10 protein-coding genes are annotated in these 14,329 nt (G+C 46.4%); 7 read left to right on the top strand and 3 right to left on the bottom strand.

The genetic code is table 11. The features are described from left to right. On the bottom strand, positions 1-506 hold a 506-nt coding region (locus tag ACQY6Q_RS03710; RefSeq protein WP_427978021.1), incomplete at its 3' end, for a threonine/serine exporter family protein. A gap of 436 nt (positions 507-942) precedes the next feature. On the opposite strand from ACQY6Q_RS03710, the gene ACQY6Q_RS03705 reads away from it, so the two are divergent. The 3 genes from ACQY6Q_RS03705 to ACQY6Q_RS03695 all read left to right on the top strand — a co-directional run bounded on the left by ACQY6Q_RS03705 (position 943) and on the right by ACQY6Q_RS03695 (position 7,198). Beyond that, positions 943-2,088 carry an efflux RND transporter periplasmic adaptor subunit gene (locus tag ACQY6Q_RS03705; RefSeq protein ID WP_427978019.1) on the top strand — a complete coding sequence of 382 codons (1,146 nt, stop codon included), beginning with the start codon at positions 943-945 and terminating at the stop codon, positions 2,086-2,088. A 14-nt stretch (positions 2,089-2,102) separates the two neighbouring features. Further along, a complete protein-coding gene (locus tag ACQY6Q_RS03700; protein WP_427978018.1) occupies positions 2,103-5,255 on the top strand; it encodes an efflux RND transporter permease subunit in 3,153 nt (1,050 codons plus the stop codon). Positions 5,256-5,482: 227 nt separating this feature from the next. Next, positions 5,483-7,198 carry an NAD-dependent malic enzyme gene (locus ACQY6Q_RS03695; protein ID WP_427978017.1) on the top strand — a complete coding sequence of 572 codons (1,716 nt, stop codon included), beginning with the start codon at positions 5,483-5,485 and terminating at the stop codon, positions 7,196-7,198. Positions 7,199-7,337: 139 nt separating this feature from the next. Here ACQY6Q_RS03695 and ACQY6Q_RS03690 read toward each other — a convergent pair whose 3' ends face one another. Continuing rightward, positions 7,338-8,072: an outer membrane protein assembly factor BamD gene (locus tag ACQY6Q_RS03690; RefSeq protein ID WP_427978015.1), complete on the bottom strand. Its 735-nt coding sequence runs from the start codon at positions 8,070-8,072 to the stop codon at positions 7,338-7,340. Positions 8,073-8,317: 245 nt separating this feature from the next. Here ACQY6Q_RS03690 and rluD point away from each other — a divergent pair, with 245 nt between their 5' ends. The 3 genes from rluD (at position 8,318) to clpB (ending at position 12,708) form a co-directional block, all read left to right on the top strand. After that, positions 8,318-9,286 (top strand): 23S rRNA pseudouridine(1911/1915/1917) synthase RluD, encoded by a 969-nt coding sequence (gene rluD, locus ACQY6Q_RS03685; protein ID WP_427978012.1) that lies wholly within the window; start codon positions 8,318-8,320, stop codon positions 9,284-9,286. 5 nt (positions 9,287-9,291) lie between these two features. Continuing rightward, positions 9,292-10,020: a peptidoglycan editing factor PgeF gene (gene pgeF, locus ACQY6Q_RS03680; protein ID WP_427978010.1), complete on the top strand. Its 729-nt coding sequence runs from the start codon at positions 9,292-9,294 to the stop codon at positions 10,018-10,020. Positions 10,021-10,137: 117 nt separating this feature from the next. Then, positions 10,138-12,708 (top strand): ATP-dependent chaperone ClpB, encoded by a 2,571-nt coding sequence (gene clpB / locus ACQY6Q_RS03675; RefSeq protein ID WP_427978007.1) that lies wholly within the window; start codon positions 10,138-10,140, stop codon positions 12,706-12,708. Positions 12,709-12,730: 22 nt separating this feature from the next. Here the strand turns inward: clpB and ACQY6Q_RS03670 are convergent, their stop codons facing one another. Further along, positions 12,731-13,018: a hypothetical protein gene (locus ACQY6Q_RS03670; RefSeq protein WP_427978005.1), complete on the bottom strand. Its 288-nt coding sequence runs from the start codon at positions 13,016-13,018 to the stop codon at positions 12,731-12,733. 152 nt (positions 13,019-13,170) lie between these two features. On the opposite strand from ACQY6Q_RS03670, the gene pssA reads away from it, so the two are divergent. After that, positions 13,171-14,058: a CDP-diacylglycerol--serine O-phosphatidyltransferase gene (gene pssA, locus ACQY6Q_RS03665; RefSeq protein WP_427978003.1), complete on the top strand. Its 888-nt coding sequence runs from the start codon at positions 13,171-13,173 to the stop codon at positions 14,056-14,058. Positions 14,059-14,329: the final 271 nt, after the last annotated feature.

Raw genomic sequence — 14,329 nt, 5'->3', positions numbered from 1 at the left:
CGATAGGCCAAATAGAAAGAGATACCGCTCAGCAGTGTCGCACAGATAATGCTGCTCCAATTCGCTGACATTAGCATGGCGAAGGCACCACCCGTAATGGCAAAGGCTAATAGGGTGAGCCAGGTTGAGTAGGGTGACTTTTCTTCAATTAATACGTTAAGTTGTTCGGTTGCTTGTTGCAGGCTGAGTTCTTGTTGAGTGAGTTGTTTGACTAGTTGATTGGTACGCGCCAGCATACCTAGGTCAATTTCACCCGGTTTCATTCGCATCACATAATTGTACTCTTGAGTGTCGTCGGGAGATTTCAAGACAAAGGTCATGGTAGTGGGGGTAATCAAAAAATACCCTTCAATATCGAGTGTTGCTGCAACGTTTTGTAGGTGGGACTCCAAACGAAAGGCTGGTGTTCCGTATTTATGCAGCGCTTTACCCAGCTTTATTAAAAACTTACGTTTTATTTCAAAGTGGCTTGAGCTTAATGTTATGTTGTCGATAGCGGGTAGCAAGAGCCTTCTCTCTCTCAGTTAGGGTTTACAGCATGTTTTTTGGCTTGTAGAAGATAATGGATAATAGCAGTGCATTGCTACAAATATTCATGGCATTTATTCTTCATATTTACCCATTTTAAGATAATGATAATGTTCTAGCCGATAGTTACTGAAAAGTCGTAGTTTACGTTCAGGTTTTTACGCTAGTTCTTGTATTGATAAGGATATATTGTAGCTACTGGTGTGGTTGTCATTACGCTAAATATATTTAACAATTCACGTTTGCATTTACTTTTCGTTTTGAATTTAACTGTAGCTTGGCCTTGCTGCTGAGCCTCAGGTATGAGATAAGTGCCGATTCTTTTTTGATGTAAATTTCACTTCCCACAGATAGCCTGATCATTATTTTTGATAATGGTGGGCATTTGGGACGATAGCCTGATTAGGAGTTCTTATGCGGCAAATAGTTAAGATTGCCTCAGTGTTAAGTGTGGTATTATGGATAACGGCTTGTGGAGAAGAGAAGGCGAGTGCGCAGCCCACAGCAAGAAGCACTGAAGTAGGTGTAATTGAAGTTAAAACGCAAGCTCAGGCTATTCAAGTGGAGCTGCCCGGGCGTAGTAAAGCGTTTCTTGAGGCAGAAGTTCGTCCACAGGTATCAGGAATCATTACCCAACGTGGTTTTGTTGAAGGAGCTGAGGTTGAGCAGGGCCAATCGCTATATACCATCGACTCTTCAACTTATCAGGCGGCCTTAGCCAGCGCCGAAGCCGAGCTGGCGCGAGCTAATGCTAGTTTAGTGTCGGCCAAAGCGAAAGCCGACCGTTATCAAGCTTTGCTAACCACTAATGCCATTAGTGAACAAGAGTTTGATGAAGCTGATGCTGCTTATAAGGTGGCTTTAGCCAACGTAACGGTAGCCAAAGCCGCCATTAATACGGCTAAAATTAACCTTCAGTACACACAGGTGCTAGCGCCTATCTCTGGCCGTATTGGTAAGTCGAGTGTTACCGCTGGTGCCTTGGTGACTGCTAATCAAAGCCAGACCTTAGCTACCATTCAACAACTCGATCCGATTAATGTTGATATCGCTCAATCGAGTGCTCAGTTATTGCGTCTTAAAGCCAAACTTAAGCAGGGTGACCTGCAAGCGGCCGATAATGCCGATGTTAGTTTAATTTTAGAAGATGGCAGTAACTATCCTCATTCTGGTAAGTTGCGTTTTTCTGAAGTGAGTGTTGATGAAAACACCGGTTCAGTAACTTTACGTGCTGAATTCCCTAATCCCGATGGCATTTTGCTACCCGGTATGTATGTGCGAGCGGTGCTCAATGCCGGCACCGATCCAAAAGCTATTTTGGTTCCTCAGAAAGCCATTACTCGCAATACCAAAGGCGAGGCCGTAGCCATGGTGGTGGGACAAGACAACAAAGTTGAAGCCAAAGTGGTGACCACCGCTGAGGTGATTGAGCATCAGTGGCGTATCACCAACGGCTTAGCTGCTGGCGACCAATTAATCGTGGAAGGCTTACAAAAAGTTCGTCCCGGTGCCGCGGTGGAGGCTAAGCCGCTTAGCGAAATGAAATCAGATGAACAGTAAAATAGGGTAAAGTTATGGCTCGTTTTTTTATCGATCGCCCTATTTTTGCGTGGGTGATCGCGATTATCGTTATGTTGGCCGGGGTACTGTCTATTTTGAAGCTTCCGGTCTCGCAATACCCTAGTATTGCACCACCAACCGTTGTCATTAGTGCTATGTATCCTGGTGCGTCAGCAAAAACCATGGAAGATACGGTGACTCAGGTGATTGAGCAGCGTATGACCGGGATAGACCATTTGCGCTACATTTCATCAACCAGTGATAGTTTTGGTAATGCCCAGCTTACTTTGACCTTTAACGCCGAAGCCGATCCTGATATCGCTCAGGTTCAGGTGCAGAATAAGTTGCAGTTAGCCATGCCTTTGTTGCCTCAAGAAGTACAGGCTCAAGGTGTTGAAGTGGCCAAGTCTAGCTCCGGTTTCTTGATGGTATTGGGCTTTGTTTCTCAAGATGGTTCCTTAGAGAGGAGTGATATCTCTGACTATGTGGGCTCAAACGTCCAAGATCCGATTAGTCGTGTGCCAGGAGTGGGGGAGATTCAGTTATTTGGTGCCCAATATGCGATGCGTATTTGGCTCGACCCTCTTAAATTGACTCAATATAACCTAACTAGCCAAGATATTATCGCTTCGATTCGAGAGCAGAATGCTCAAGTGTCTGCGGGGCAATTAGGTGGCGCGCCGTCGGTGGCCGGTCAGCAGTTAAACGCTACGGTGACAGCACAGAGTCGCTTGCAAACGGCGGAAGAGTTTCGGCAAATTATTGTTAAAGCCGATACCTCTGGCGCTAAAGTGTTCCTTGGGGATGTTGCACGGGTGGAGTTGGGCTCTGAAAGCTACGCGGTTGAGTCGTTTTATAATGGCAAACCTGCTTCAGGTTTGGCGATTAAACTAGCTACAGGGGCTAATGCCCTTGAAACAGCAGAGCTGGTACGAGCTAGAATTGAAGAGTTAAAGCCTTTCTTTCCTCAAGGTTTGGATGTGGTTTATCCCTACGATACTACTCCCTTTGTGGAAAAATCGATTGAAGGCGTGGTGCATACCTTGCTGGAAGCGGTGGTGTTGGTATTTGTTATCATGTACCTATTCTTGCAAAACTTCCGCGCCACCTTAATTCCAACGATTGCGGTTCCGGTGGTATTACTGGGTACTTTTGCCATTCTGTCGGCTACCGGATTTTCAATTAATACCTTGACCATGTTCGCTATGGTACTGGCCATTGGTTTGTTGGTTGATGACGCCATTGTGGTGGTGGAAAACGTTGAACGGGTGATGTCAGAGGAGGGCTTAAGCCCGATTGAGGCGACCAAGAAGTCGATGGACCAAATCACCAGTGCCTTGGTGGGGATTGGTTTGACTCTGTCCGCGGTATTTGTGCCGATGGCCTTTATGTCGGGTTCAACTGGGGTTATTTATCGTCAATTCTCGATTACCATTGTGTCGGCTATGGCACTGTCGGTATTGGTGGCGATTATTCTTACTCCTGCCCTGTGTGCCACCATGCTTAAACCGATAGCCAAAGGTCATCATGCCGTTGATACCGGCTTTTTTGGCTGGTTTAACCGTAACTTCGATAAAATGACCTCGCGTTACGAAGCTGGGGTGGCATCGATGATTAAGCGGGCTGGCCGTGTGATGCTGCTTTATATCGCGCTAGCAGTTGCTGTGGCTTGGATTTTCATGCGCATGCCTACTGCCTTCTTACCCGATGAAGACCAAGGTATTTTGTTTACTCAGGCTATTTTGCCTACCAACTCCACCCAAGAGAGCACCATTAAAGTGTTAGACAAAGTGACCGACTTTTTCCTTGAGGAAGAAGCGGACAATGTTAACTCTGTGTTCTCAGTCGCGGGCTTCAGTTTTGCCGGTAGCGGTCAAAATATGGGGATAGCCTTCGTTAGCATGAAGGATTGGTCGGTGCGTCAAGGCACTGGCCAAGATGTGCAATCGGTGGCGGGGCGAGCCATGGGCATGTTCTCTCAACTCAAAGAAGCCCTGGTATTTGCCTTCGTGCCACCTGCGGTAATTGAATTAGGTACTGCTAACGGTTTTGACCTTTATCTGCAAGATAGAAACGGTCAAGGCCATGATAAGCTGATTGAAGCACGGAATAAACTGTTAGGTTTGGCCGCGCAGAACCCGAATTTAGTGGGGGTACGGCCTAACGGGCAAGAAGATGCGCCGATGTACCAAATCCATGTTGATCATGCCAAGCTGCGCGCTTTAGGGGTTAGCATTGATGCGGTAAATAGTGTGTTAGGTACCGCTTGGGGTGGCTCTTACGTGAACGACTTTATTGACCGAGGTCGAGTCAAAAAAGTTTATGTTCAAGGTGATACCGAATATCGCATGCAGCCAGAGGATCTAGATTCTTGGTACGTGCGCAATGATAAAGGTGAAATGGTACCTTTCTCGGCGTTCTCTACCGGAACTTGGGCTTTTGGCTCACCTCGCTTAGAGCGTTTTAATGGTCTTTCGGCGGTGAATATTCAAGGTAGTACCGCTCCCGGTTACAGCACTGGTGAGGCGATGAATGACATCGAGGCACTGGTAGACAAACTACCAGCTGGCTTTGGCGTAGAGTGGAACGGTCTTTCCTATGAAGAGCGCCTATCGGGTAATCAAGCGCCTGCTTTATATGCCTTGTCTATCTTGGTGGTATTCCTAGTGCTTGCTGCGCTATACGAGAGCTGGTCGGTGCCATTTTCGGTGATATTGGTGGTTCCGCTTGGGGTGATTGGTGCCTTGTTGGCGATGAATGGTCGCGGCTTGCCCAACGACGTATTCTTCCAAGTAGGTTTATTAACCACAGTGGGACTAGCTACTAAGAACGCAATTTTGATTGTGGAGTTTGCTAAAGAGTTCTACGAACAAGGCGCTGGCTTAGTAGAAGCCACACTGCATGCGGTTCGGGTTCGTTTGCGTCCGATTTTGATGACTTCACTGGCCTTTGGTTTAGGTGTGGTTCCGCTAGCAATCAGTAATGGTGTTGGCTCGGGGAGTCAGAATGCTATTGGTACCGGGGTACTCGGTGGGATGATTAGCTCGACTTTCTTGGGTATTTTCTTTATTCCTATCTTCTTCGTCATCGTCGAACGCATATTCAGTAAGCGGGAACGTAATGGCGGGAGTGATGCGGTTAAAGTAGAACCTACTGCTCATGAATAGTTTTATCGCTAGATAAACTAGCTAAGGACCTAGCGGCAGAATAGCTGCCGTCTTGGTCTGGACTCTCGATGTAATTGCGTCCCATCAAAATTTTTCATTTTGTTGGGACGTTCTACTTTAAGGTCTCTAAATTCCACAGTTTTTTCACTAAATAGGGTACAGAGTCCACGTGATCATTTATTATTTAACTTTCGCAAATTGTATTACGCCTTGTCTCGGAGGACACCATGGCCATTGGTAAGTATTTACGCTGGAAAGATGAAGAGGGTAATGATTTTCGCCCGGTTTCTATTTCTGGTACGGCATTATTGAACGACAGAACCCTTAACAAGAGCACCGCCTTTAGCTACGAAGAGCGAGAAGCGTTTAACTTAACCGGCCTGTTACCCCCAAAACCGCAAACCTTCGAAGACCAGTTAAAACGCGTCTATAAAGGCTTTTTAAGTGCTTGTAGTGATATTGAGCAGTACCAGTACTTACGTGCACTACAGGACCGTAACGAAACCCTGTTCTATGCCTTAGTGTCGCGGCATATTGAAGAGATGGCACCGATCATCTACACCCCGACGGTGGGTAAAGCCTGTCAAGAATTTAGTCACCGCTACCAGAAAGACCGTGGTTTGTACATTACCGCCGAAAATGTTGACCAAATGGGCGAGATGGCGCGTCACTTTGCCGGTAAAGATATCAAGATTATCGTGGTGACGGATAGCCAAGGTATTTTGGGTCTAGGTGATTTAGGTATTGGTGGTATGGGGATCCCCATTGGTAAGTTATCGCTGTACACCTTGGGTGCAGGGATCCACCCTGCCCATTGTTTACCGATAGCCTTGGATGTGGGCACTGATAATCAGGATTTACTCGATGATCCGATGTACCTAGGCCTACCTAAGAAACGGATGCGTGGTCAAGAATATCAAGATTTCATTGAAAAGTTTGTTGAGCAAACTAAGCTGCATTTCCCTAAAGCCGTATTGCAATGGGAAGATTTTAGTAAATCTAATGCCTTTGACAATTTGTCTAAATATGAAGATGAATTGCCATCATTTAATGATGATATTCAAGGTACTGGCTCGGTGGTATTAGCCGGCGTTATTGGCGCCACTAAAATCAAGGGCGAGACGCTAGCAGACCAAGTGTATGCCGTATATGGCGCGGGTGCTGGTGGCGTGGGGGTTGCCGACCAAATTTTTGCTGGCTTGCTTAAAGAAGGTTTAAACCACCAAGAAGCGCGGGATAAAATTTATATTCTTGATTCTCGCGGCGTAGTGTTTGATAACCGTCCTGATCTGGATGAGTATAAAAAACGTTATGCTAAACCCGCCGAGATGGCCGCAAGTTGGAGTTTGGCGGAACCAGGCAAGGCAAGTTTAAGCGAACTCATCGACAATACACCAATTACGGTACTATTGGGCTGTAGCGGTGTGGGCGGGGCTTTTAAAGAAAGCCACGTACAAAAAATGCTTGAATACACCGAGCGGCCAATGGTTTTCCCATTGTCTAATCCTACCGATAACTGTGAAGCCTTGCCTGCCGATGTTTATAAGTGGAGTGATGGCAAAGCAATTGTCGCGACGGGGAGCCCCTTTGACGACGTGGAGTACAATGGTCAGCTATATCGGATTGGCCAAGGTAATAATGTATTTATTTTCCCAGCGGTTGGCTTAGCCACTATTGTTGCAGGGGTAAGTAAAATTACTATGGACATGTTCACCACCGCTTCTTTTGCGTTGGCAGAGTATGTATCACAAGAAGACTTAGACAGCGGTTGTGTCTTCCCTCGTATGCGCGAGCTAAAAGCAGTATCGAGTTATGTGGCTAAGGCTATCTTAAAGCAAATTCAAGATACCGATCCTCAGGGCTGTCTCAGCGGTAAAGATATAGAACAAGAGATTGCGGAACACATGTGGGAGCCTATTTACTTGCCGTACCGTCGTGTATAAGTGATTTCATTTCCATTCAAAGAGCCGTAAGGCTCTTTTTTTTGAGCAAGCTAAAGTCACTAAGGCTTAAAGGTTGTGTGTAGTGCGGGGGCGTTTAGTAAGCCATAGCCTCGAAGTGAGAGGCTATGCCGAGAGGGACTTAATTGTAGCGGCGAATAGCTGCGGCTTGCTCGGCTCTATCTTCTAGGCCTAAAGCACTATAACCTTGTTCCATTACCTCAAGTGCATCTCTAGCCGAGGGCGTATCTGAGAAATTTTCAATAATGTAACGAGCCCGGTTAACCGCACCAATATAAGCCTCACGCTTAATGTAATAACGGGCAACGGCTAACTCGTGACGGGCTAGATTATCTTTTAAATACATCATCCGTTTTTGTGCATCTGCAGCATATTCACTGTGAGGATAGCGGTTGATTAGGGTTCTAAAGTCGTTAAAGGCTTGAGTTGAAAAACTTGGGTCGCGGTCATAACGGTCAACGCCGACTAGGCTTTGGAACATGTTGTAGTCTGCCGCCATATTGGTTAATCCACGCATGTAATAAACATAGTCTAACTCGCTATGGGTTGGATTATTGCGAATAAAGCGATCAGCACTGGCCAAGGCCATGGCGGTATCACTGCGCTTGTAATAAACGTAGATTAAATCCAATTGGACTTGGCTTGAGTAAGGACCAAAAGGGTAGCGGGTATCTAAGGCTTCTAAGTTATCAGCAGCTTCACCATAGGCGCCATTATTAATCGCTGTTTGCGCCTCTGCGTATAACTCTGAAGCGGGTTTATCGGGAATCGCTGGTTTATCTTTAGTATTGGAAGAACAGGCCCCGAGCATTAATCCGAGAAGTATTACAGTAATTGTTTGCTTATAAACGCGCATAATAGGCTAAAAATCGTCTTTGTTCGTGGCGGTGCTTGCAAGATAACAATCTTTTGCTTAACAAAAGGATTACGCTACACACCCTAAATAATGGGCAAACAGTATCCTCTATGCTACCTAAACCGTCAATCGTAGAGTGAGATATATAGTGAGAGCCGCTTCTAACAAACTAATTTCTTCTATGCTTTAAGCTGAGAATGATTACAATAGCCCGTTTTGACCTTCCTGTTAGAGGTAAAGCTAAGATGAGTCAACAATTAGAGCTGCGAGCAATCGTCGATGAAGAGTTAGCCGGAGCTCGCCTTGATCAGGCATTAGCGGCGTTATTTCCAGATTATTCCCGTTCTCGTATCAAGGAATGGATCCTCGGGGAATGTGTTCGCTTAGATGGCGAATTAAAGGTAAAGCCTAGGGAAAAGGTCATTGGCGGTGAAGAGATAGTGTTAAACACCGTGCTGGAAGACGTGGTGGAAGCCCAAGCCGAAAATATCGAATTAAACGTGGTGTACGAAGATGATGATATTTTGGTGATCAATAAGCCAATCAATATGGTGGTTCACCCTGGTGCTGGCAACCCCAGTGGTACTGTGCTTAACGCCTTGTTATACCGCTACCCCAGCATTGCTGAAGTACCAAGAGCAGGGATTGTGCATCGCCTCGATAAAGATACCTCCGGTTTAATGGTGGTGGCTAAAACCCTACCTGCGCAAACTCATTTGGTAGAAGCCTTGCAAGAGCGCGATATAACTCGCGAATATGAAGCCATAGTAACGGGAACAATGACCGCTGGTGGTTTGGTTGATGAGCCAATTGGTCGGCACCCAACCAAGCGTACCCACATGGCGGTAGTCGCTAATGGCAAACCCGCGGTGACTCACTACCGTGTGGCAGAAAAGTTTCGCCAGCATACGCGAATTCGCTTGCGCCTTGAAACTGGCCGTACTCACCAAATTCGGGTGCATATGGCGCACATTGGCCATGCTTTATTGGGCGATCAAACCTATGGGCGTTTACGTTTACCCAAAGGTGCTAGTGAGGAATTGATTGCTGCTATGCGTGGTTTCCAACGCCAAGCCTTGCATGCGGTGATGTTGCGCCTAGCTCATCCCATCACGGGTGAAGAAATGGAATGGCATGCACCGGTACCGCAAGACATGTTAGATATTGCTGAAGCCTTGCGAGTCGACCATAAACTCAACCCTGATCTGGGTTAAGCCCTATGGCAATACTAACACTTGAGTGGCCAAGCCCGGTCGGGGTTAACGCAATTTATAGCGACCGCCTCGCTGGTGTTAGCCAAAGCCCCTACGATTCCTATAACTTAGGCGATCATGTGGGCGATTTAGCTCAAGCGGTAGCTGCCAATCGAGCAGACTTTCAGCAAAGTATGCCTGCGCAAGTCTGTTGGTTGCAACAGATCCACAGTACCAAGGTAGTTGATGCGCATGCCGCTAGCGGTCACTTACTCGAAGCCGATGCCAGCGTGGCAAATCGCGCGGGTGCGGCTTGCATAGTCATGACCGCCGACTGCCTACCATTGTTGTTTTGTGATAAACAAGCACAAGTGGTGGCGGCAGCTCACGCCGGCTGGCGAGGTTTGCTCAATGGCGTTATTGAAAACACGGTAGCTAAAATGGCCGTTGACCCGCAGCAAATCATGGTGTGGATGGGGCCGGCGATTGGCCCACAAGCCTTTGAAGTGGGTGCAGAAGTTCGCCAGCAGTTTATTGCCAAAAGTGGCGAAGCTGAGTCGGCTTTTCGCCCCAGTACTGCGCCGGGAAAATATTATGCAGATATTTTCAGCTTGGCTAAACAACGTCTCAATGCTTTAAGCATTAATAATATTTATCAGCAGGGAAGTTGTACTTACAGTGAGCCGGAGCGCTTCTTTTCCTATCGGCGTGATGGTCAAACCGGTCGCATGGCGGCAGCCATTTGGTTGAGTTAATAAAAAAATAGCGCTTAGCGCTAGCAAAATTGACTTTTTTCAGGCTGGCTATCTTGAAATTTTCTAATCTTAAACCCACATAATCATTAATAGCTTATTAGTATGTGGAGGTGTGATATGCGCCTAGATAGATTTACCAGCAAATTTCAACTCGCTATTTCTGATGCCCAATCTTTAGCCTTGGGTCGTGATCACCAGTTCATTGAACCGGTGCACTTAATGACGGCCATGCTAAATCAAGATGCGGTATCTTTGCGTCCCTTATTAGTACAAGCCGGCATCGAAGGCAGCGCCCTTCGCTCTCAGCTATCGCAAGCGTTAGAACAATTGCCTAGGGTAGAAGGCACCGGTGGTGAGGTTCAGCTTTCCAATCAACTGGTAGTATTGCTTAATCTCTGCGATAAATTAGCGCAAAAACGCAAAGATAAATTTATTTCCTCAGAAATTTTCTTCCTCGCCGCTACCGAAGATAAAGGTAAGTTGGGCGATATCATGCGTGGCTTGGGGGCCAACAAGGAAAGCATTGAGAAATCCATCGAGAAGCTACGTGGTGGGCAAAAGGTAGATGACCCTAATGCTGAAGACCAACGTCAAGCCTTAGAAAAATATACCATCGATCTCACCGAGCGTGCCGAGCAAGGTAAATTAGACCCAGTTATTGGCCGTGATGATGAAATTCGTCGCACCGTACAGGTATTACAACGCCGCACTAAAAATAACCCGGTACTTATTGGTGAGCCAGGGGTGGGTAAAACTGCCATTGCCGAAGGTTTGGCTCAGCGAATCATTAACCATGAGGTGCCTGAAGGACTAAAAAATAAACGGGTGCTATCGCTTGATATGGGCGCTCTAGTGGCTGGTGCTAAGTATCGCGGTGAGTTTGAGGAACGTCTAAAAGCGGTATTAAATGAGCTCGCTAAAGAAGAAGGCCAGGTCATTCTATTTATTGATGAGCTGCATACCATGGTGGGCGCGGGTAAAGGCGACGGCGCTATGGATGCGGGCAATATGCTAAAACCCGCTTTGGCCCGTGGTGAGCTGCATTGTGTGGGTGCTACCACCTTGAACGAATACCGCCAGTTTATTGAGAAAGATGCCGCCTTGGAGCGTCGTTTCCAAAAAGTATTGGTGGAAGAGCCGAGCGTGGAAGACACCATCGCGATATTGCGTGGCTTGAAAGAACGTTATGAATTGCATCATTCGGTGGAAATAACCGACCCTGCCATTGTAGCGGCAGCTAGTCTTTCCCACCGTTATATCTCTGATAGGCAGCTTCCTGATAAAGCCATCGACCTGATCGATGAAGCCGCCTCTAGCATTCGTTTACAAATCGACTCTAAACCAGAGGCCTTAGATAAGCTTGAGCGTAAGATTATTCAGCTCAAGTTAGAGCGTCAAGCGCTACAAAAAGAGGAAGACAGCGCCAGCCTAAAACGGCTTGAACTGTTGGATGAAGAGCTACAAGAAAAAGAAAGCAAGTTTAAAGAGCTAGATGAAGTCTGGAAAACAGAAAAAGCCGCTTTATCTGGTACTCAGCATATTAAGGCTGACTTAGAACAGGCTCGCCTAGATATGGATGTAGCACGCCGCGCCGGCGACTTGAATCGTATGTCAGAACTGCAATATGGGCGGATCCCCGAGTTAGAGCGCCAGCTCGACTTGGCTTCGCAGGCAGAAATGCAAGATATGAGTTTATTACGCAACCGAGTTAGCGAGGTGGAAATCGCCGACGTGCTATCGCGTTGGACTGGTATTCCGGTTAATCGCATGCTTGAAGGGGAACGTGACAAATTGCTACGTATGGAGCAGCAATTACATGACCGGGTGATTGGTCAAAGCGAAGCGGTTCACGCGGTATCTAATGCGATTCGTCGTAGCCGTGCCGGTTTATCTGATCCCAATAGACCGATTGGCTCATTCTTGTTCTTAGGGCCTACCGGTGTAGGTAAAACCGAGCTATGTAAAGCGCTTGCTGAATTTATGTTTGATACTGAAGATTCGATGGTACGGATCGACATGTCAGAATTTATGGAAAAACATTCAGTGGCACGGTTAGTGGGAGCTCCTCCTGGCTACGTGGGTTACGAAGAAGGGGGTTATCTTACTGAAGCGGTGAGACGTAGACCTTATTCGGTGATTCTATTAGATGAGGTAGAAAAAGCTCACCCCGATGTATTTAACATCTTGCTGCAAGTGCTCGACGATGGACGTTTAACTGATGGTCAAGGGCGCACCGTAGACTTCCGTAATTCGGTGATTATTATGACCTCAAACTTAGGCTCCGACCTAATCCAAGAGCACCACGGTGCCATGACTCATGAGGAAATTAAAACAACCTTAATGGGTGTATTGACTCAGCAATTTAGACCTGAGTTTATTAACCGTATCGATGAAACGGTGGTGTTCCATCCTTTGGCTCACGAGCAAATTCGCCAAATCGCGGCGATTCAAGTACAGCGCCTTGTGCCTCGACTTGAAGAAAAAGGTTATCACCTTGAGTTCAGTGATGCGGTATTGGATAAATTAGGTGAGGCTGGTTTCGATCCGGTTTATGGGGCTCGTCCCTTGAAACGGGCTATTCAACAGCAGTTAGAAAACCCTCTTGCCCAAGCTATTTTGGCCGGAGATATCGAGCCGGGCAAAACCATTACCATCGCTTTAGAAGGAGAGCAGTTGGTTTTCCTATAAATGAATGGCCAGCGTAAGCAAGCTAATGTGCTTGCTTACGCTGCTGTTGCTGGTGTTGTTTTAATTCGCAATATAGCTGTTGCTGGTTAGTGTTGAGTAGTTTGCTTATTTGAGCTTCTTTGTCTTTCATCAGATTGCGCACTGCTTTCCACATTTGCTTGCGGTCACCTTCAAAGCCGAACATTTCATCCAGTAAATGATTATATTGCCGTTCTATCTCACTAAACTGGTCCAATTGTTGGGCAGTTAAATTCAAAATTGTGCTCAATTTTTCTATATCCATATCGCTAGTACCTAATTTGTGCTGCATATTAAGGTCAAGCTGCGTTCCCTCCCAAAGTTAACCAAGACCTGTTTAAGATATAGTTCATCACTGAGCTTTTGTCTGCGAATCGCTATTCAGGGCAGGGGGCTTATGCTATTTTTAGAACACATTTTTAAGTAGTTTCTTAGAGTATTTAAATGACAGAACAAAAAGTTAGCGACGGCGCGAGACAAAAAGGTATTTTTTTATTACCTAATTTGTTTACTACGGCTGGGTTATTTTCCGGTTTTTACGCCATCGTCGCTTCAATGAACGGCCAGTTTGAAGCTGCAGCCATTGCCATTTTTGTTGCGATGATCTTCGATGGTGTCGATGGGCGGGTAGCTCGGCTTACAAATACCGAAAGCGCGTTTGGCGCTGAGTACGACTCCATGGCCGATATGGTGTCCTTCGGTATTGCGCCAGCCTTAGTGGTGTATAACTGGGCTTTGAATGACCTAGGCAAGATAGGTTGGTTAGCTGCTTTCGTTTATACCGTAGCGGCGGCTTTGCGTTTGGCTCGCTTCAATACCCAAGTAGGGATTGCTGATAAGCGCTTTTTCCAAGGTTTGGCCAGTCCCGCCGCCGCAGCGGTGATAGCGGGTATGGTATGGTTTGCTCAAGATTTAGAGTTTTCGGGTAATAACCTAGAGTTTGTCGCATGCTTCATTACTATTATCAGTGGTCTGCTAATGGTGAGTAACTTTAAATATCACAGTTTTAAGGGGATCGACTTAAAGGGGCGAGTGCCATTTTTTGTTGTACTGCTGATGGTATTGGTATTTATTGTGATTGCAGTTAAACCCGCGGTGATTCTGTTTACTCTGTTTGCGGTATATGCCATATCTGGCCCAGTATATACCATTCGCACGGTTAAAAAGTTGAAAATCGAACACGTTGTGGGTGATGATGACTTAGAATGTGAGCTGGATGAAACCGAAGAGAAGAAAGCTACTAGCGGTACTAATGAAGATAAACCCAAGGTTGAAGAAGAATCCAAGGGTGAAGTGACGGAAAAGGCTAAACAAGAGCCCGAACAAAAGTAGTTTTACTCGGCTAAAACCTAAAAAGGCGCTGTTTTTTGCGCCTTTTTGCTTATTTTGTAATCCATTTTGGATTAATCTGCCAGAAAGTTATAAAAAAGCAAAAATAACTATTGCTTTCCAAATTCGCCTCCCTATAATGCACCTCCACTGACACGGCACACAGCGCTGCAGAGCAACGTTGATGCAAGTCAGGGCTAGCAAGGCCTAGGGCTGAGTTGGCGACTTTCAAACGGGTTTTTAAAATGTTTTAAAAAAGCGGTTGACAGTCACA

Origin of the sequence: Agarivorans sp., assembly GCF_050295395.1 — a bacterium.
Lineage (GTDB): Bacteria > Pseudomonadota > Gammaproteobacteria > Enterobacterales > Celerinatantimonadaceae > Agarivorans.
The sequence above is the reverse complement of the archived record's forward strand: the minus strand, read 5'-3'. Positions and strand labels throughout refer to the sequence as shown.